We start from the raw sequence: 19,050 nt of genomic DNA on the forward strand, positions 1-19,050 counted from the left end.
CACTACATACAAAATATTTCCAATCCAAGGAATTATTACCCATTGCTGAAATCGCGAATTTAAAAGTAAAAGATTCCGTGAACAATTTTATTCACCGCTTGATCTCAAATAAATAAAATGAAAGCGGACATTTTGGCAACGCTTTATCGTTGCCAAAATAGATCACATGCCATTAATGCTGATCAGTTAAGAGTAATTTAATAGTTATTCATCTAAGAATCTCCCCTAACCCCTCTTTAAAAAGAGGGGAACTATTGAGAATTCAAAATAATTTTAGATTCCTTGCGCAGCTATGCTGCTCATCCCTCCTTTTCCAAAGGATGAGGAGTGTACTCCGCAAGGGAGGATTTAAAAATGCTTAACTGACTGGTATTAATCACATACCATGCTTTTTTAGACTTCAACAGCATCAGCAACTACTGGGCTAAATCTTAAATTTGGCGTGTCGAGCTGCTGTTTAATATGCGCCGCAACAAACTCAGCATCTTTAGCAATGTCTAAAAAGCGACCTGAGCCCCAAGTATGTAACCAAGGCAAACCAATAAATGTGACATCAGGATCAAGCGTGATTCCTCGGTCATGTTTTGGATAGCCATTTGTTTCAAATAAATCTAAATCAATCCATGAATAGTCAGGTCGAAACCCAATACACCAAATGATGGAAGTAATATTTTCCGCAACCAAATCAATTTCCGTAATTTCAGCTTGAGCTGTCCATACAGGCTCATAAACTGAAGTTGGCTCATCTGTCTCAATGCCATTTTCAGCAAGATAAGCATCAATCCCTGCATTAATACGGTTATAGGTTGCATCTGCCATATCCAAGTTTTGCATTAGATCGGGACGAAACACCAATTGTCCATCTTTGTAGTCTTCAAAACGCCCTAATAATTGCATCCCTTCTAATGCAAATTGACGTAAATCAATATCACGACCTCCATCACGTCCAGTCACATAGTGATTGGTACTGTTCCGAACTTCCTCACTGTAACGATGGTCTTTGACTGTGGTTTCGTAATAGCCCATTTCAAAAAGCCACTTCACCACATCTTTACCCCGATAGAAGCGCGCACAACGTGGTGCATCTCCTGTAGATAAATAAACTTTTTTGCCAGCAAGATGTAGGTCTTCAGCAATTTGCGCGCCTGACTGCCCTGAGCCAACCACCAAAACATTACCTGCGGGTAATTGCTCAGCATTAAAATACTGTTCAGAGTGAATCACCGTGACATTTTCAGGTAAAGCAGATGAAAGCTTTGGATAAATTGGCGTGTGATACCCTCCTGCGGCAACCACTAGCTGCTTCGCAGTTGTCGTCCCCCGATCTGTTTCAATCACAAAAGACTGGTCTGCAACTTTTTCAACATGCTGAACTGCAATACCTAAAATTGCAGGAGGATTGAGCTTTTCAATAAACTGATCCAAATATTCAACAATCTCATTTTTTTTCATAAATCCATCAGGCTGATGGCCCATATACGGATGCTCTGGTAACACACACTGCCAGTTAGGTGTGACTAAGGTAAAATTATCCCAGCGTTTACGTCGCCATGCATGAGTTAACTCAGGTTCTTTTTCTAAGATTACATGTTCAATATTGGCTTTTTTTAAATAGTGGCTGACACAAAGTCCAGCCTGCCCACCACCAATAATCACCACTGGATATTCAGATTTAAGTTTTGCTTGTTCAACTAGCATCATGGTCATCACCTGTCTTATTCGTTTGTCATGTCAATAATTTCGATTTGATCTTGGGCTTGAATGCTCAAAATATTAATGTGCCGTTTAATACTGGCGAGATTGTCCATCGCAGCACTACAAGCAAAACCGTAACGCAGTCGGACGCGTTCAGAAGCCTGTTCAAGACCGTTTTCCACTTGCGTCACAAAGTCCGTTAAGCTGTACACCTGCCCAACCCGCAAATAATCGTAAATAATGCTAGAGGGTGAGTAATATTGATTGACCTCGCCATTTGGCCATTTCACGGTAAAATTTACACTTGGCATAATGTTTGTTCCTGTTGCTGTGCATGTCGGGAAAGATGGGAAAACGGAGCTTGCGCGAGGACTTTTTGATAATTCAGCCCAGTAAAAGCCTGTTGTTGAAAATCCCAAAAAGTCTGTTGTTCACTCTGCTGCTGAACCTGTACCTTGCCAGAATCTGTGACCTCACCAATCACTGCACAATCAATATCTTGTGAAGCAAATAATTCAATGATGTCCTCACATTCTTCGCTATCTGCCGTCAGTAAAAAGCCATAACTTGGGAAAATTTGAAGCCATTTCAGCCAATCGGTATGTTGTGGTTTCGGAATTTTGTCTAGCCAAAGATTCGCTCCTGATCCAGTTGCCTCAAGTAGCATTAATAAACTGCCTAAGATTCCTGCATTACTGATGTCACGCGCCGCATACGCGAGATGTTGTTCTGCAATTTCGGGCAATATATTCAACTGAGCTCTTAAAACAGCAGCAGGAACATGTTCAAAACATTTCCAATAGGTGGTTTGCTCATGGAATTTGCCCTGCATATTCAGTGCAATTAAGATTTTCTGCCCCGTTTGTACATGAAAGACCGAGAGCAAATGATTAGCCAATCCTTGTATCGCAACGGAGAGCGTAGGTTGAAAATCTGCGTGAATATTGGTGTGTCCACCCACAAGCTTTACGCCATAGGTATCACAAGCTGCTTGCATGCCAGCAAATAACTGTTGACCACGTTGTGTATCGGTATGCCAATAACTATTCACCACCGTTAAAACTCGCCCCCCCATTGCAGCAATATCGCTCACATTTGCCATCACCGCAGACCATCCTGCAAAATAAGGGTGATTAGCCACAAAACTTGGTAGCATTCCTTCACAAGCATGTAATAAATATTGTTCACCGAATGGCATCGCAGCAGCATCATCCGCAGGCAATGCATATAAATCTTGTAGAGTTTGAATGTTCAGATTCAACTGCGATTTAATCGCATGAATGTCTTGCTTAGACTGCATAGCTGACGTGATTTGCAGTTGTGATAGTAGTTCAGAAAGTCTCATCAGCAGACCTCCTTATAGCTATAAGCTTGCATCACCACATGTAGTAATGGGTAATTTTCAACTTGTGCCTGCATGAGCACATGCGGAAGATTTGCAACATTCAACTCATGTACAGTGTCCCAACACAACTTTTGAAAATAGCGTTCATTCTGTTGCTGAACCGTTGCAAGGAATGTGGTGCAGCCTAAATTTTTGGCAGTGGATACGGCTGCATTAATCAATGCTTTACCAATTGCATGTTGATGCCGGTATATAGGATCAACACACAAACGCCCGCCCCACCATGTCTGTTCAGCTTCGGGGAAAATACGAACTGCGCCAATGACACGATCATGTTCCCCAAATATTTGTCCAATCGCCACAATCGCTAGAGCTTTGAAATCGTGTTCATCACGATCTTCTTTTAAAATTTTCTGCTCATCACGAAAGGTTGCTTCACGTAATTGATAATATTGGCGACGCTCCCAATCTTCTGCTACAACTTTGATAATGATGTCATCCGTGACAAATTGTTTCAGCTCTTCATTGAGCTCAATCAACCATGCATAGTTAGATAATTTCATCATCAACTCCTTATTCATAAGCTCTGAGGGAAGAACAAGCCCCACATTTTGCACAACCTGCCTGTGTGTCCTGTGAATTCAAACCATACTGCCGAAGCTGTGCGCCAATTTGGGGATAAAGCACTTGCATAAATGCTGAATCAGGTTTGGGGTGATGCTCTAAAGCCGTTCCCTGTATCGGCACAAAAGGAACTACAAAGGGATAAACCCCTATTTTTGCTAGACGTTCGGTCATGCTGATAATTTCTTGCTCGGTATCACCTAAACCAGCCAAGATATAAGTACTGACTTGCCCTCGCCCAAAGACTTTGACTGCCGCTTCAAAAGCAGAAAAATAGAACGCAAGGGATACTTCTGCTTTACCCGGCATAATTTGCTTGCGCACCCGATCGCTTACGGCTTCTAAATGCATCCCGATGGACACCGCTCCTGCATCTTTTAATTTTTGAAACCAAGCAAAATCATCAGGTGGTTCACACTGCACTTGAATCGGCAAATCGACTTTCGCCTTAATCGCAACAACTGAGTCGTATAAAATGGCTGCACCACGATCAGGCGTATTCGGTGTTCCTGTGGTCAGCACCATCTGAGTCACCCCATCCAGTTCTACAGCTGCCTTCGCTACTTCAGCCAATTGATCTGGACGCTTACGTATAATGGCGCGCCCATCTTTTAAAGACTGATCAATCGAACAAAACTGACATGCCATTGCTTTATCATTCATGCGAATACAATGCTGCAACACCGTTGTTGCTAGAACATCATGACTATGCAATGTGGCAATCTGTTCATACGGAATACCCTCTGCTGTACTTAACTCATAGAATCGTGGTCGCGTCGGCGACGTGAGCGTTGCAACAGGTATGCGGTTTTTAAACACAATCACCTCACCTGTTGCAGCATCTTTTTTACCCGTATAAGGAGAATCCTGTGAGGCAAGGTTTAGCACTGGAATCATGAGCGTCTGACCACCCAAGGTCATGGCTTTATGATCGCTTGGACCTGCACCACCTTTGCGAGAAAGTCCAACCTCACCATCCCATTTCAACCCGTTACATTGCAAATCACTGAGTAATTCAATCGCAGACATGATCTTCTCCTGTTATTTTTTTAAACGGGGTGTCTATGCGTGTACTTCGGCAAATTCAGACACTTTTTCGATGCTGTTATTCGATGGATTCTCTAGTTTTAACTCATGCAAAACTGAGGTAGGACGACGATCAATCAACAAACTGAGTAATTCTGGACGACTATAATGCCCAACAGAATCCATCATCCGTTTACGTTTTTCGATTAAGGAAAAGTCTAAATCGGCAATCACATAACCTTCGCCTTGTGTGATCGGTTCAGACAAAAATTTGCCTTCTGGAGAAACGATGGCCGTAAAACATCCCCCCGAAATTGGACCGAGTTCACAGCCTGTATCTTGCATAATTTGTTGTTGTTGCTCTGGGTCAAGCCATGCTGTGGCATTCACCACAAAACAGCCCGACTCTAAAGCATGGTGCTGAATGGTGGCACTGATCTGATCTGCAAAAATCTGCCCCACGAGTGATCCCGGAAACATCGCCGCATGAATTTGCTCACCATCCGCCATCAAAGCAAACCGAGCCAAAGGGTTGTAATGCTCCCAACATGCCAGCGACCCAATACGTCCTACAGCAGAATCTATCGCACGTAAACCACTGCCATCGCCTTGCCCCCACACCATACGTTCATGATACGTTGGGGTAATTTTACGGCGATGCTGAATAATCGAACCATCCGCATCAAACAACAATTGAGCGTTATAAATCGTGCCGCCTGCACGCTCATTAATACCAATAGAAACCACCATGTTCGCTTCTTTGCATGCCTGTCCAATTAAAGTTGTTGCTGCCGATGGCACGACAACCGATTCATGCAATAGCTTTAAATGTTCTTTACCCATGGCAAACGGTGGTTGCACAAAAGAAAAATAAGGGTAATAAGGCACAACAGTTTCAGGAAATACGGCAAATTGCACACCTTGCTGCCCCAACTCCAAAATCGTGTCACAGATTTTCTTGACTGTACCCGCTTGGCTATACAACACAGGGCTACATTGAACTGCCGCCGCTTTAATGATTTGGTTCATGACTTATTCCCCTTTTTTCTTAAATACTTAAACAGTCCACGTATCAATAATTAATGCATTGTCACGGCGCATCAAAAGTTTGAGATCCATCACATCGAGAGGATTAATCGGACGAATTCCCTCCATTAAAGCTTTTTCAGTTTGTCCATAAAGTGCTTGCAAGGCGAAACGACAGGCATAGACTTCACCGCCTTCTGCCATGAATGCTTTTAATTGATTATTGACCGCCAAATGTCCTGGGAATGCTTCTGCACCCAATGTTGGAAAACCACGTTGTACCCCCAACTGAACACCCGGACCGTAAAGCAAAATTTTGGTTTCAAAACCTTTGCGTAATAATCGTTTTGCTTGTAAGACATTGACCAAGCCAATAGAACCTTCAAAGGCAACGGTGTGAAACGTCACCAATGCTTTTTCACCCGGCTGAGCTTTTACATCCTCAAATACCTTTTCTTCATAATCGACAAGAAAATCACCATCTTTGTATTGTTCAATATCTACTTTAGGCATAGCCGTTCCTCATATCTACGGTTTCAATTCAACCAACTGTTTTGGTCTATCCGTGTTATTGCGAGAGCCATGCCAACATGATTAAAATGCTGTTTTAAAATTTTTATGTTATTGAAAAATATATTTTTATTATTTATTTAAGGGCGCTTTATAAAAATAAGAATGTGTTGAATAACTACGGTTTTTCGTAGTATTATGGAATTTCATAGTCAAGATTACGATTTTTCATAGTATGAATAATATCGACTTTATTTCTGATTGGGCGTCTTCTGAAGATTCAATTCGTCCGCTTGCTTTTGAACATACCTCTCAAGCATTAATCGTGATCGACCCACATCAAAATCGCTTTATTGATCTGAATATTAGCGCATCTCAATTATTACGCTATGAACGATATGAATTGATTGCAAAAACAGTTACTTCTGTTTTTGGACACATCAATCAATTGCCACATCTGATGGCATTTACAGATGAAGCACTCAGCAAGGGTTATGCTTGGAACAATGAGCTATATGCTTTTGATAAAGAACATGAAAAAATACAACTCGATGTCACCGCCATTCGTCTGCCTTATAAAAATAAAAATCTACTCATTTGGTCATTGGTCGATGTCAAAGATCTAGAATTACGCCAATTGAACAAAAATGCGGACAAGGTCATTCGTGCAGGGCTAAAAGAATGGCAAGCCTTACAAGAGCTGTTTATTGACTCAGATACAGGCAAACATTTATTACTCAGTTCCGTTGGTGATGGTATTTACAGTATTAACAAGCAAGGACTATGTACCTTTATTAATCCTGTTGGTGCAAAAATGCTTGGCTTACAACCCGAAGATGTTCTTGGTAAAAATATTCATAAAGTTCATCATCATACCCATGAAAATGGAACACACTACCCTGTTGAAGATTGTCCAATTTATGCTGCGGTGCATGATGGTATTGTTCATGAAGGCATTCAAGAGGTTTTCTGGCGACGTGATGGTAGCTATTTTCCAGTCGAATTTACCAGTACACCGATTATCCGTGACAGTGAAATCATTGGTGCTGTGGTGGTTTTCCGAGATATTAGCGATCGTTTAAATACTGAAAAACAGCTCACCCATGCGCTAGAGGAGTTACAAGATTTAAAAAGCCGCCTAGAACAACAAAATGAATATCTACAAGAAGAAATTTTACAAGAAAATCAATATCATGAAATTGTAGGCAATAGCCCTGCTATTCTACAAATTATTGAAAAAATAAAAGTGGTTGCACCCACTGATGCCAATGTCATGATCTACGGAGAATCAGGAACAGGGAAAGAACTCATTGCACGCGCTATCCATCAGTCCAGCCACCGTAAACAGCATCCACTCATTCGTGTGAACTGTGCAGCAATCCCCTCTGAATTATTTGAAAGTGAATTTTTCGGACATGTAAAAGGGGCTTTTACAGGCGCAGTTCGTGATCGGGCTGGACGCTTTGAACTCGCCGATCAAGGGACTTTATTTTTAGATGAGATTGGTGAAATCCCACTTGAATTACAAAGCAAATTGCTCCGAGTCTTGCAGGAAGGGACTTTTGAAAGAATTGGCGAAGAGAAGACACGGCAGGTTGATGTCAGGATTATTGCCGCCACCAATCGAAAATTAAAAGAAGAAGTGAAGCTTAAAAACTTCCGTGAAGACTTATATTTCCGTCTGAATGTATTCCCAATTCATTCTCCTGCATTACGCGAACGTAAACAGGACATTCCTTTACTGGTCTCGCACTTTACCAAATTGATCAGTGAAAATCGTAAAGTGCCTTATTTACCTTTTTCACAAAAGCATATCCTCGAACTGCAACGCTATGACTGGCCGGGTAATATTCGTGAATTACAGAATGTGTTGGAACGTGCATTAATCACTGCCAAACACGGGGCTGTTTCTTTCCAATATTTGCTTGAACAAGAATCCTCTCAAGTCCTACAGCACAATCAAACCGTAGCAATCGAGCAAGTCCTGACAATACAACAGCTTAAACAGTTAGAAATGACAAATCTCCAACTGGCAATCAAACAATGTGAAGGTAAAATTTTTGGTGATGAGGGTGCAGCTAAACAGTTAGGTATGAATCCCACCACACTGATTTCAAAATTAAAAAAATTAGGGATTGAGTATTGAGCCATATTTACTCCAATATACTGGCTCAAACCATCATCAAAGCCTGTGTTTACTCACCCAATCCATCCAAAATTTCAGTTTTGGTAAACATTTCTTTTAGCGCATCCAAATCTTCATCAATCGCTGTTTTCATCCCTCGCCTTTCTAGCCATTTTCTGCCCCAAAGACTCAGTTCCATAATTAAATGCTGTAATTCTTTCCCTTCATCACTTAATGAATATTCAACTTTTGGAGGAACAACAGGATAAACATGGCGGATCACCAGCCCATCTTCTTCAAGTTCACGTAATTGTTTGGTCAGTAAGCGCTGATTAATACTCACTAAATGACGCTGCAACTCGCTAAAGCGTAAAGTTCCATCCTTAAACAGATGAAATAAAATTACACCCTTCCACTTTCCACCCAAAATATGCAGTGCTGCCTCCATCGAACAGCCCGGAGCAGAATCATAATTACGCAGTTTCTTCATAATACTTTACAGTTACCTTTTGGTAAGTATGGGAATTTTTTTAGTGTATAAACACAAAAAAACAGTATGTATCATCCCCTCATCGAAGTAAAACAGATTCTTGGAGAGGACGATGTCCGCACTGTTATTCCAACCGATTACCATCCGCAATACAGAGTTTAAAAACCGTATTGCGATGTCCCCAATGTGCATGCACTCTGCTACAGCTGATGGGCATAGCACTGATTTTCATATCGTGCATTATGGCGCACGTGCTTTAGGTGGCGCGGGGCTCATCATGCTAGAAACTGCTTCTGTACTGCCCAATGGCCCGATCGGTCCTGGCGATTTAGGCATATGGAAGGATAGTCATATTGAAAGCTTGGCTCGAGTGGTCGATGTAATTCACCGCTTTGGTGCTAAAGCAGGTGCTCAACTCGGTCATGCAGGTCGTCAACTAGGGATTGATTTACCCTCAATTGCCCCTTCTGCAATTCCGTTTACTGCTGAATCGCGTGTTCCACATGAGATGAGTATTGAACAAATCAAAGAAGTGGTTGAAGCCTTTCGTTTAGGTGCAGCAAGAGCAAAAAAAGCCGGCTTTGATGTAATTGAAATTCACTGCGCACATGGTTATTTACTCAATGAATTTTTATCACCACTTGCGAATAAACGTACTGATCTTTACGGTGGTAGCCATGAAAACCGCTACCGTATCGTTCGAGAAGTGATTGATGCTGTTCGCAGTGAATGGGATGGTCCATTATTCTTACGAATTTCTTCAACCGATTATGTTGAAGGTGGCAATACACCGCAAGATTTTCTGATCTATGCACAATGGATGAAGGAACAAGATATTGATTTAATTGATTGCTCATCAGGTGGTATTGCGATGGTTCCAGTCAATACTTACCCGAATTATCAAGTGCCTGCGGCTGAATTATTGCGTAAAGAACTTAAGATCATGACCGGTGCGGTAGGTTTAATTGAAACGGGTCGTCAAGCTGAAGAGATTGTACAAAATGGTCGTGCTGATATTGTTCTGGTTGGTCGTGAGATGTTAAAAGACCCGTTCTGGGCACGTACAGCAGCAGACGATCTAAAAACTGCAATTACAGTTCCCTCTCAATATACCCGTTATGGTTCAGCTTGGCAGCGCACAATGCCAAAACCAGAAGTAGTGCCATTAACTGAAACAGTTGAACAATAAATATTGCTAAGATGAAGGGAAAACATTTCCCTTCATTTCCCTATTCACTTGCAGTTTTGCATATTGATAGTAAAAGCTTAGATTAAAAATTTAAAGAATATCAACACAATAAGACAAGTAACACTCAAGTACTTGAAGATATGCTCTTACAGCCTCCTATTCCAATAAAAACATAGTGCTCAATCACGTAGAGAAATCCTATGGCGTATAGCCTTTAAAATTTAGTCTATTAATTTCATCAAAAAAGAAGGTGCTATCTTAGAATAAGATGAAAATTTACTGAACAATAAAATGAACAACTCAAATGTGATCATGCAATTAGCATGAAAAACTTGAATGATAGCTGATCGTTTACATCACCATTTAGGTTTAAACAACCAAATGAAATGAATCAAACCTTGGATTATAAACTGATCGTCTATAAGCATCAAAACTTCATCAGCCATTACGAGCTCTGTGTTGCTATCTCTCATTTACCTGAAATAAATCCCATTTTGTCAGTTAAATTTGAATATGTTAGCTCCACCAGTGGCTTGTAAATATTTGTGCAACAAAACAAGGCTATATTCGTTTTATAGATATTCTTTGCAGAAATTATGATCTAAACAATCAAAAAATATAATATACTCAACAAAATATGTTGAGTATATAACATGAAAATATCCTTACTCATATCCTCACTTCCCACACAGAACACAACCACACGCATGAGAGTATGGCGATCGCTGAAGGCAAGTGGGGCCGCAACCCTTAGAGATGGTGTCTATATCCTCCCTATGACTCATAGCGAAAAATTTGATCCTATCGTTCATGATGTTGTTTCAGAGCAAGGAACGGCCTATGTATTTAACGCTGAATCGGTTGCAAATTTGGATATTGTGACTATTTTCAGTCGAAAAGAAGAATATGATGCTCTTTATAAACAATTAATAGAGTTAAAAGATCGCTTAACTCAAGATGAAAAGAAAGAGTTACTCAAGCAAGTTCGTAAACTCAGAAAAGGGATCAATGCACTTGTAGATATTGACTATTATCCAGATGAGACTCAAGCACAGGTCCTCAATGAACTTTCATTATTGGAACTCGCAATTGCACGTCTAGGTGAAGTCAATGAACCCAAAGCAAGACAAGCCTACATTCAAGTCTTAAACAAAGCGAACTATCAGAATCAATGTTGGGCAACCCGACAAAGACCTTGGATTGATCGCTTAGCTTCTGCATGGCTAATTAAGACTTTTATTGACGCCACACCTACATTTATTTGGTTAGAGCATCCAACTGACTGCCCAGAACACGCATTAGGATTCGATTTTGATGGCGCAAGATTCAGCCACATCAATCACTGGGTCACCTTTGAAGTGCTTTTACATAGTTTTAATTTAGAAACACCAGCACTCCAAAAAATTGCTGAAATTGTGCATTACCTTGATGTGGGTGGGATTGAACCGCCTGAAGCAATAGGGATTGAAAAAGTCATGCAAGGTCTTCGAAGCCAAATAAACAATGATGACCAACTATTTGAATTATCTAATCATATATTTGATGGCTTATACGCCAACCTATCCAGAGAATAATCATGCAACACGAACAGATTCCCTCCCCAGAAACAGACATCCAAACTGTTTCATTTTGGCAAGCCTTTCTGTTTTGGCTTAAATTGGGGTTTATTAGTTTTGGGGGACCCGCAGGTCAAATCGCGGTCATGCACCAAGAACTGGTTGAACAAAAGCGTTGGATTTCAGAGAAGCGATTTTTGCATGCACTTAACTATTGTATGCTCTTACCAGGCCCTGAAGCACAACAATTAGCAACTTATATCGGTTGGTTAATGCATAGAACCGTCGGTGGTTTAGTTGCTGGGATTCTTTTTGTACTACCATCGCTATTTATTTTAATCGGTCTTTCATGGGTTTATGTAAAATTTGGTGATGTACCCATTATTGCTGGCCTCTTTTACGGCATTAAACCTGCTGTGGTTGCTATTGTTTTTCATGCGACGCATCGAATCGGCAGCCGATCACTTAAAAATAAATTCTTATGGCTGATTGCAGCTCTTTCATTTATTGCTATATTTTTCTTCAACTTACCCTTTCCTTTAATTGTGCTCTCTGCCGCAATCATTGGTTATCTAACCAGTAAAAAATATCCAAACCTATTTTCTAGTGGAAACGCACACCAGCAGAGTAAAAAAGATTATGGTCGTGCTTTAATTGATGATGATACTCCTACACCTGAACATGCAATCTTTAGCTGGAAACGTTTGGGCAGTATTCTGCTCATTGGTGGTCTACTGTGGTTTATTCCAATCCTGAGCCTAAGCTTGACGCTGGGATGGGATCATACTTACACCCAAATGGCTTGGTTCTTCACTAAAGCAGCCCTGCTCACCTTTGGTGGTGCCTATGCAGTATTGCCTTATGTTTATCAGGGTGCTGTGAGCTATTACAGCTGGTTAAGTCCGACTCAAATGATAGATGGTTTGGCACTAGGTGAAAGTACGCCAGGTCCTTTAATTATGGTTGTCGCATTTGTTGGCTTTTTGGGAGCATTTAACCAAGCACTCTTAGGCTCAGATCATCTATTCTTAGCAGGAGCTATTGGAGCAACGCTTGTCACTTGGTTTACTTTCCTTTTTTCTTTTATTTTTATCTTGGCTGGGGCACCGATTATCGAATCAACACATAATGAGCTTAAATTTACAGCCCCGTTAACTGCAATTACAGCAGCTGTGGTTGGTGTGATTCTAAACCTTGCCCTATTTTTTTCTTATCATGTACTTTGGCCAACAGGATTTAACGGCTCTTTTGATGTTGTTGCTGCACTAATTGCATTTGCAGCCCTGATTGGACTGTTCTATTTTGAGCTTAAAGTCATGTATGTCCTAGCAGCTTCAGCGTTAATTGGCTTGCTTTGCTTTACATTTCTTTAATGCATTTAGACTGAATAAATGTGATCTTTTGTGGGATTCAATGCAATCAATCCCACAAAACTTTTTATACCCTCATCACTGCTACGGATATACAGCAACTTCATTTTAGTAGCTCTCTTTCTCGTCCTTAGTTTTTCAGCACGCTTCCAAGATAATAAAGCTCATCTCCATGTCTGCTCATAACTCAGTCATGATTTGTTTTATAGAACCATTTTTCCCATTGCTGAATTAGCCTTACGCATGGCGGAAACTCCTTTTCAATAAGGACAATTTCTTCCTTGGTAAACTTCGTCCCAAGCATGATTTCCTCCCAGTTAAGCAAACCCGGTATTCAACTTCGAACTTGAACTAAAGCTATTTGAACAATATCGCACTAGTTAGTGCTTTCTAAACAAAGCCTGGCCCTCAAACGTTAAAACCCTATTATTTTTTATTCTCTTTCTTCACAGTAACCAACATTCTTAATAACACATCATCTCTCCCCCGATTGGGCTTTGGAACAGTGAGGCACATAGCTCAAAAGTAAAGAAGATTAATATGAGAATTCTTAACTGATCAATATTGCCCTATTTACTAAGTTTTTCACTGTAGCTCAATCAAAGAATTGTTTTTATAAATTCGTGTTAAAACTCACAAAACTCATTTTAGAAACACGACATCATGATTTTCAAAAATAATATTGAGTAAAAAAATTATCTCACTCTAATAAGAAAAGCAGCGAAATCGCTGCTTTTCTTTTAGGTATTTCTATGTTCTACAAAACAATTAAAATAATAATACCCAGTATGATCCTATACCAAGCAAAGACTCTCAAGGTATGTTTTTCAACAAACCGCACCAGTGCTTTGACAACAAATAATGCTGAAATAAACGCAGCAATAAAGCCCAACACAATACTGACCATGTTATCTTGAGTCAGCACATCTGCGTTACGGACTAAGTCAAATGTCGCAGCACCGAGCATCGTAGGCATCGCCAAAAAGAACGAAAACTCTGTCGCTGCTTTTCTGGAGAGCCCAGCAAACATACCACCGACAATGGTGGCACCAGAACGCGATGTACCTGGAATCATGGCAACGCATTGTGCACAACCCACCAGCAGTGCCTGCTTAAAAGTAATCTTTGTGGCTTCTGTAGTTTTATGCTCAAATTGCTTTGATTCAACCCAAAAAATAATCAAGCCCCCAATAATCAAAGCAACAGCTACCACCATCGGGCTAAATAAAACCTGCTTAATAAAATCAACAGCAAACACACCAATAATGACTGCAGGGAAGAAAGCGATCATGACACTTGTTGCAAAGTGACGCGCTTCTCGATCACCACTAAAGAAGCCTTTTAATAAATCTAAAATTTTCTTGCGGTATAACCAACATACCGCAAGAATAGCCCCCAATTGAATTACGACTTCAAAAACTCGACCATCATCGGAATGGAAGTTAATGATATGCCCAAATAAAATCAAATGCCCTGTACTTGAAATAGGCAGGAACTCAGTCAGTCCCTCAATGAAGCCCAAGAAGAGCGCTTTTAAAAATTCAATGTTTTCCATGCTTTAACCAAATTAAAAATATTGTATTCATCATGCTTAATTGAATAGCCAAATAGGAAAAATCTACATTTCTTATTTAAAACATCAACCCATCAAGTCTAGTTCACCAGCATAAATAGCGACTATTTTAAAGTCGTAAATATTAATACAATCTTAAAAGTTTTAGATAGTGCGTTTGTTTATTTTAAAAGACTATTTTTTCTTCATTGTCCATGCGACAAAAAACACCGAAAAACTGCAATAAGTCAAACATATAAAAAGCGCCTTGCACTCTTTTATATGTTTGCTTAAACACGCCCTGTATTTCATCTATTCTGTATTTTTACGATTCTATATAAATAGCTTTCAACATCCGTACGAAAGTATTTCAACTAATGAATGCAACCATGTCATGTTGTCAGTCAACACTACAAAAGAGGCCGTAAAGATCTAAACCACAGACTTACTCTCAATGAGGCTTATATATACAACCTGTTTGGGTCTTAGAAGAATCAACCCATGACACCGTTTGAAAATACTTTTTGTCTTAACCACAACGAAACACTAACCAAAGCAATTAAAACAGGAACTTCAACCAAGGGGCCGATCACCGTAGTAAAAGCAACAGGCGATGCTAAACCGAAAGTGGCAATTGCAACAGCCAAAGCCAATTCAAAGTTATTACCAGCAGCAGTGAATGAGATAGCTGTAGTTTTCGGATAATCATTCCCCATCCATTTGCTCATAAAGAAGCTGATAAAAAACATCACAACGAAATAAATCGTCAAGGGAATAGCAATACGTAAAACATCCATCGGTAAGCTCACCACATCATGCCCTTTGAGGCTAAACATGGCTACAATCGTGAACAAGAGGGCCAGTAAACTTAAAGGACTAATTTTCGGTAAAAAAGTAGTTTGATACCACAACAAGCCTCTAGCTTTCACTAAAACCAAGCGCGTAATAAAACCGAGGAAGAATGGAATCCCCAAATACACCAGTACGGCATGGGTAATAGTCCAAAAATCAACATGAATCACCTGTCCCGCAATGCCGAAATAAGGCGGTAAAAAACTCAGGAATAACCATGCGTAGGTACTAAAAAACAAAATTTGGAAAATACTGTTAAATGCAACCAAAGCGGCTACGTACTGATTATCTCCACAGGCCAAACCATTCCAAACCAAGACCATCGCAATACAACGAGCTAAACCAATCAAGATTAAACCTGTCATATATTCTGGATAGCTATGCAAAAAAAGAATAGCCAAAGCAAACATCAACACGGGAGCAATAATCCAGTTTTGAACCAACGATAGTATCAGTGTTTTCTTGTCTTTGAAGACGTCAGGGAGTGCTGCATAATCCACTTTTGCAAGCGGTGGATACATCATCAAAATCAATCCCATCGCAATAGGAATATTGACTGAATCTACACGCATGTTATCCAACGCTATAGAGGCTTGCGGGAAAAAAACACTTATAGCAATTCCCAACCCCATGGCGACAAAAATCCACAACGTCAAATTACGATCTATAAAAGACAACTTTTGCTGAACCATAATGTTCTCATTCAATCTCTGAATTTGTTGGATAAGCGCAATGGATTTTGTATCAGATACATGCGCTATATCTCTTAACAATCAAACATCTAAACGATGCTTCACCTATATTTACTCACAGCAACTCTGTGTAGCTCGTTCTTGTATGACTACAAACTGACTCGTTGGATGTGTAATCAAAATATTGAGAACCTCCTGACACCACATGGGTAATTGTGGATGGATACTGTAGTACACCCACTGACCTTGACGTCGATCTTGCAATAGCCCTGAAGAACGTAATAAAGCTAAATGTCGAGAAATTTTAGGCTGGCTAAGCTGTAATTTTTCAGTCAGGTCACAAACACATAACTCTTTATTCTTCGCGACTAAAGCCACAATATTAGAACGTGTTTCATCGGATAAGCATTTGAAAAAACTAACTTGATCCATTTTCATTTCTCTTTGATATATCCAAAATAAATTTCTAGTTCACACGTTGCCCATCTTGATCAATCACTTGCTCACCATCTTCTTTGCTAAACGCGCCCTTTTGTGGCCGGGGCAGAATTTCTAAAACCACTTCTGAGGGACGACTTAATCGGGTGCCTAATTCTGTCACCACAAAAGGACGATTAATTAAAATCGGATACTGAAGCATAAAATCTAACAATTGTTCCTCAGTCCAATCTTCACGCTCTAAGCTCAACTCACGATAAGGTTCAACATTCTGACGAATGGCTTCTCTAGGCTTTAAACCTGCATCTGATATGAGCTGAATGAGTTCTAGTTTCGATGGAGGTGTCAGCAAATATTCAATGATTTCAGGTTCAATTTGTGCATTACGAATGAGCGCTAATGTATTACGCGATGTCCCGCAGTCGGGGTTGTGATAAATCTTAACTTTTGATGTATTCGTCATGCCAACAAACTCTGCCTATCTTTTCAGCACAGTTATATACGTATATTCATATATATGCAATTCCATATATAAAATATCTAACTGAATCTAGAAATAAAACAACGCAAGTTGAATCATTTTTCAAGGTCCGTGTTAAAATAAGATTAAACCCAATTGTGTGAGGTCAAGCCATGGAAACCTTCATGATTCTGTTGATCTTAATGATTATTTTGATTTTACTGGTTATATTTTATAAAAAGAAAAAATGAGCCATGTTATTGGGATGCTCTAGTCTCAGTTGCACAATGAATCAAATTATCCAGTATCTGTAAGAGAGCAAGCGCTCCCTTATTCAAAGTACAGACTAAATCACGTTACACCCACTAGTTATCAGTTATAGATAGGGCTTAATGCACTGGCTAAATCCCCTGTGCCTGTCAATGCAGATACTTGTCCATCCAAAGGCTGACTGAACTCGATACGCTGAATAGAGGCTGCACGCTCAGCGGAGAATACAGGGATTTGACTCATGGCAAACTCAGACAATGCAGTAATGGTCAGAGAGGGATTCACACCTAAGTTGCCGGGTACGATTGAACCATCTATCACCCTTAAGTTTTGATAACCAAATACTTGACCTGTAAAGTCCACCACACCATTGTTACGATCATTCCCCATCGCCACACCACTCATAAGATGTGCTGTCATCGGTGTCCCTAATAAAATTTCGGTCAATGCTGAACCTGGTTCACCGCCTAGCTTCTCAGAAAATAGCTTCGTAGCTTTTTCAGCCGCAGGAAAAGATACGGTGAGTGGCGTATCGTTTGGCTTTTGTACCGCACTAATGCCATTTCTAAACAAGCGATACCACTTTCTACGCCATTCTAGGTGAATAAAGGCCTCAGACTTCTGCATTACCAAGAGTAAAACTGAACTTCGGGCTTTCCCTTTTGGACGCAAAACTTTATAAGTTTTCAATGGATGCAACAGCGTATTGAGTAAAAATTTCACAATACGCATCAAGCCTTGTCCTGTGACCATCGGAACATAAGGCACATAAATCCAAGAGCCATCTGAACCTTCTGGAAAACGGGTCACTTCAATATTGGTATCTGCATCTACTGAAATGAACGAGCTGATCGCGACACCATCATCCAATTTTTCACGAGTATTGTTTGCTGTGGTCAGCGTTTCTGAATTGGTGCGAATTTCCTGCCCCAATAACGGTGAAATGTTTGGTAGTGTTTTATACTGATCACGCATTTTTAATAAGAGCGGTACAGTCCCCATGACTCCCGCAGACAGCACCACACCTCGACTGCGTAAGCTATATTGACGAACTTGTTTTCCTAAGGTTTCTTTGACGATGATTTCATAACCTGCACGACCATCTTCACTTAAAGGAATGATCTTTAGAACTTCTGAACTAGGCCGGATTTCAACCCCATTACGCTCCGCAAAATACAGGTAATTTTTCATAAGCGTATTTTTCGCATTATTGCGACAGCCCAACATACAACTACCGCAGTAGTTACAAGTTTGCCGGTCAGGCCCTGCACCATTGAAATAAGGGTCTTTGACCAGTTTTTGCTTTTTTCCGTCAGATTGTGGGAAGAACACCCCTGTATTTACTGTTTTAAATGAACGTGCATAACCCATTTCAGCTGCAACTTGCTTTAAAGTCTCATCAGCCACGTTAGTATAAGTATTATTGGCTGTACCTAACATGCGCTGTGCCAATCCATAAAAAGGCATTAGCGTTTCCTTCCAATCAGCACGAATCTTGGTCCATGCTACAGACTCAAATACTTCATCTGATGGAATTAAATGCACATTGGCATAAATTTGTGACCCTCCCCCAACACCAACGCCATGAATAATTGTGGTTTTATTGGTAAAAGTGAATTGTAATGTGCCTTTAAACCCCAACTCAGGTACCCACAGATAATTTTTAGTATCTAAGTTCGTTTCAGGAAAATCTTGATCGCCTCGTCTCAAGCCCTTTTCTAAAATCAGAACCGTATTGCCTTTTTCACTCAAGCGTAATGCACTGACTGATCCACCAAAGCCCGAACCAATCACAATTTGGTCATAGTCAAAATCCTGATCATTCATCCT

Annotated in this window: 18 protein-coding genes; 5 read left to right on the top strand and 13 right to left on the bottom strand. The window is 40.3% G+C overall.

The annotated features are described in order from the left end of the window. Nucleotides 1–393 precede the first annotated feature (393 nt). Genes GBI16_RS10515 through GBI16_RS10545 form a run of 7 tightly spaced genes read right to left on the bottom strand, consistent with a single transcriptional unit; the run spans nt 394 to nt 6,229 of the window. Nucleotides 394–1,707: an MSMEG_0569 family flavin-dependent oxidoreductase gene (locus tag GBI16_RS10515; RefSeq protein WP_404814598.1), complete on the bottom strand. Its 1,314-nt coding sequence runs from the start codon at nt 1,705–1,707 to the stop codon at nt 394–396. An 8-nt stretch (nt 1,708–1,715) separates the two neighbouring features. Further along, on the bottom strand, nt 1,716–2,006 hold the full coding sequence (locus tag GBI16_RS10520; protein WP_086208581.1) for an MSMEG_0570 family nitrogen starvation response protein: 291 nt from the start codon (nt 2,004–2,006) through the stop codon (nt 1,716–1,718). After that, on the bottom strand, nt 1,994–3,040 hold the full coding sequence (locus GBI16_RS10525) for a sll0787 family AIR synthase-like protein (protein WP_151707036.1): 1,047 nt from the start codon (nt 3,038–3,040) through the stop codon (nt 1,994–1,996). The genes GBI16_RS10520 and GBI16_RS10525 overlap by 13 nt, the downstream gene beginning before the upstream one ends. Further along, nucleotides 3,040–3,603, bottom strand: coding sequence for an MSMEG_0567/Sll0786 family nitrogen starvation N-acetyltransferase (locus GBI16_RS10530; RefSeq protein ID WP_151707037.1), 564 nt, complete (start codon nt 3,601–3,603; stop codon nt 3,040–3,042). Before GBI16_RS10530 ends, GBI16_RS10525 begins: the two co-directional genes overlap by 1 nt. Before the next feature lie 10 nt (nt 3,604–3,613). After that, nucleotides 3,614–4,693 (bottom strand): MSMEG_0568 family radical SAM protein, encoded by a 1,080-nt coding sequence (locus tag GBI16_RS10535; RefSeq protein ID WP_151707038.1) that lies wholly within the window; start codon nt 4,691–4,693, stop codon nt 3,614–3,616. 33 nt (nt 4,694–4,726) lie between these two features. After that, nucleotides 4,727–5,719 carry a Nit6803 family nitrilase gene (locus GBI16_RS10540; RefSeq protein WP_151707039.1) on the bottom strand — a complete coding sequence of 331 codons (993 nt, stop codon included), beginning with the start codon at nt 5,717–5,719 and terminating at the stop codon, nt 4,727–4,729. Between the two features lie 27 nt (nt 5,720–5,746). After that, nucleotides 5,747–6,229: an MSMEG_0572/Sll0783 family nitrogen starvation response protein gene (locus tag GBI16_RS10545; protein ID WP_004638761.1), complete on the bottom strand. Its 483-nt coding sequence runs from the start codon at nt 6,227–6,229 to the stop codon at nt 5,747–5,749. Between the two features lie 232 nt (nt 6,230–6,461). Here GBI16_RS10545 and GBI16_RS10550 point away from each other — a divergent pair, with 232 nt between their 5' ends. Next, nucleotides 6,462–8,372 carry a sigma 54-interacting transcriptional regulator gene (locus GBI16_RS10550; RefSeq protein WP_151707040.1) on the top strand — a complete coding sequence of 637 codons (1,911 nt, stop codon included), beginning with the start codon at nt 6,462–6,464 and terminating at the stop codon, nt 8,370–8,372. A gap of 49 nt (nt 8,373–8,421) precedes the next feature. Here GBI16_RS10550 and GBI16_RS10555 read toward each other — a convergent pair whose 3' ends face one another. Further along, a complete protein-coding gene (locus GBI16_RS10555; RefSeq protein ID WP_151707041.1) occupies nt 8,422–8,841 on the bottom strand; it encodes a helix-turn-helix domain-containing protein in 420 nt (139 codons plus the stop codon). Nucleotides 8,842–8,953: 112 nt separating this feature from the next. On the opposite strand from GBI16_RS10555, the gene namA reads away from it, so the two are divergent. From namA to chrA, 3 genes are all read left to right on the top strand, one after another. After that, nucleotides 8,954–10,030, top strand: coding sequence for an NADPH dehydrogenase NamA (gene namA, locus GBI16_RS10560; protein ID WP_151707042.1), 1,077 nt, complete (start codon nt 8,954–8,956; stop codon nt 10,028–10,030). Nucleotides 10,031–10,683: 653 nt separating this feature from the next. Next, nucleotides 10,684–11,604, top strand: a complete 921-nt coding sequence (locus GBI16_RS10565) for a chromate resistance protein ChrB domain-containing protein (protein ID WP_086208589.1) — start codon at nt 10,684–10,686, stop codon at nt 11,602–11,604. A gap of 2 nt (nt 11,605–11,606) precedes the next feature. After that, nucleotides 11,607–12,959, top strand: a complete 1,353-nt coding sequence (chrA, locus tag GBI16_RS10570) for a chromate efflux transporter (RefSeq protein ID WP_086208590.1) — start codon at nt 11,607–11,609, stop codon at nt 12,957–12,959. A gap of 754 nt (nt 12,960–13,713) precedes the next feature. Here chrA and GBI16_RS10575 read toward each other — a convergent pair. The 4 genes from GBI16_RS10575 to arsC all read right to left on the bottom strand — a co-directional run bounded on the left by GBI16_RS10575 (nt 13,714) and on the right by arsC (nt 16,953). After that, nucleotides 13,714–14,511 carry an undecaprenyl-diphosphate phosphatase gene (locus GBI16_RS10575; RefSeq protein ID WP_086208591.1) on the bottom strand — a complete coding sequence of 266 codons (798 nt, stop codon included), beginning with the start codon at nt 14,509–14,511 and terminating at the stop codon, nt 13,714–13,716. A 491-nt stretch (nt 14,512–15,002) separates the two neighbouring features. Beyond that, the gene (arsB, locus tag GBI16_RS10580) at nt 15,003–16,052 is read right to left on the bottom strand and encodes an ACR3 family arsenite efflux transporter (protein WP_110974948.1); all 1,050 of its coding nucleotides are present in this window, start codon (nt 16,050–16,052) and stop codon (nt 15,003–15,005) included. Nucleotides 16,053–16,163: 111 nt separating this feature from the next. Beyond that, nucleotides 16,164–16,484, bottom strand: a complete 321-nt coding sequence (locus GBI16_RS10585) for a metalloregulator ArsR/SmtB family transcription factor (protein WP_086208593.1) — start codon at nt 16,482–16,484, stop codon at nt 16,164–16,166. A gap of 34 nt (nt 16,485–16,518) precedes the next feature. Further along, nucleotides 16,519–16,953: an arsenate reductase (glutaredoxin) gene (arsC, locus tag GBI16_RS10590; protein ID WP_151707043.1), complete on the bottom strand. Its 435-nt coding sequence runs from the start codon at nt 16,951–16,953 to the stop codon at nt 16,519–16,521. A gap of 170 nt (nt 16,954–17,123) precedes the next feature. Here arsC and GBI16_RS19115 point away from each other — a divergent pair, with 170 nt between their 5' ends. Then, nucleotides 17,124–17,201, top strand: a complete 78-nt coding sequence (locus tag GBI16_RS19115) for an LPXTG cell wall anchor domain-containing protein (RefSeq protein WP_110974979.1) — start codon at nt 17,124–17,126, stop codon at nt 17,199–17,201. Nucleotides 17,202–17,322: 121 nt separating this feature from the next. Here the strand turns inward: GBI16_RS19115 and GBI16_RS10600 are convergent, their stop codons facing one another. Then, on the bottom strand, nt 17,323–19,047 hold the full coding sequence (locus tag GBI16_RS10600; RefSeq protein WP_151707044.1) for a GMC oxidoreductase: 1,725 nt from the start codon (nt 19,045–19,047) through the stop codon (nt 17,323–17,325). Nucleotides 19,048–19,050: the final 3 nt, after the last annotated feature.

The sequence above is a fragment of the Acinetobacter sp. TUM15064 genome (assembly GCF_008980265.1).
Taxonomy (GTDB): Bacteria; Pseudomonadota; Gammaproteobacteria; order Pseudomonadales; family Moraxellaceae; genus Acinetobacter.

Coding starts and splice junctions, on each gene's coding strand:
- GBI16_RS10515 (WP_404814598.1), bottom strand. CDS start 1,707: ATGACCATGATGCTAGTTGAACAAGCAAAACTTAAATCTGAATATCCA.
- GBI16_RS10520 (WP_086208581.1), bottom strand. CDS start 2,006: ATGCCAAGTGTAAATTTTACCGTGAAATGGCCAAATGGCGAGGTCAAT.
- GBI16_RS10525 (WP_151707036.1), bottom strand. CDS start 3,040: ATGAGACTTTCTGAACTACTATCACAACTGCAAATCACGTCAGCTATG.
- GBI16_RS10530 (WP_151707037.1), bottom strand. CDS start 3,603: ATGAAATTATCTAACTATGCATGGTTGATTGAGCTCAATGAAGAGCTG.
- GBI16_RS10535 (WP_151707038.1), bottom strand. CDS start 4,693: ATGTCTGCGATTGAATTACTCAGTGATTTGCAATGTAACGGGTTGAAA.
- GBI16_RS10540 (WP_151707039.1), bottom strand. CDS start 5,719: ATGAACCAAATCATTAAAGCGGCGGCAGTTCAATGTAGCCCTGTGTTG.
- GBI16_RS10545 (WP_004638761.1), bottom strand. CDS start 6,229: ATGCCTAAAGTAGATATTGAACAATACAAAGATGGTGATTTTCTTGTC.
- GBI16_RS10550 (WP_151707040.1), top strand. CDS start 6,462: ATGAATAATATCGACTTTATTTCTGATTGGGCGTCTTCTGAAGATTCA.
- GBI16_RS10555 (WP_151707041.1), bottom strand. CDS start 8,841: ATGAAGAAACTGCGTAATTATGATTCTGCTCCGGGCTGTTCGATGGAG.
- namA (WP_151707042.1), top strand. CDS start 8,954: ATGTCCGCACTGTTATTCCAACCGATTACCATCCGCAATACAGAGTTT.
- GBI16_RS10565 (WP_086208589.1), top strand. CDS start 10,684: ATGAAAATATCCTTACTCATATCCTCACTTCCCACACAGAACACAACC.
- chrA (WP_086208590.1), top strand. CDS start 11,607: ATGCAACACGAACAGATTCCCTCCCCAGAAACAGACATCCAAACTGTT.
- GBI16_RS10575 (WP_086208591.1), bottom strand. CDS start 14,511: ATGGAAAACATTGAATTTTTAAAAGCGCTCTTCTTGGGCTTCATTGAG.
- arsB (WP_110974948.1), bottom strand. CDS start 16,052: ATGGTTCAGCAAAAGTTGTCTTTTATAGATCGTAATTTGACGTTGTGG.
- GBI16_RS10585 (WP_086208593.1), bottom strand. CDS start 16,484: ATGGATCAAGTTAGTTTTTTCAAATGCTTATCCGATGAAACACGTTCT.
- arsC (WP_151707043.1), bottom strand. CDS start 16,953: ATGACGAATACATCAAAAGTTAAGATTTATCACAACCCCGACTGCGGG.
- GBI16_RS19115 (WP_110974979.1), top strand. CDS start 17,124: ATGGAAACCTTCATGATTCTGTTGATCTTAATGATTATTTTGATTTTA.
- GBI16_RS10600 (WP_151707044.1), bottom strand. CDS start 19,047: ATGAATGATCAGGATTTTGACTATGACCAAATTGTGATTGGTTCGGGC.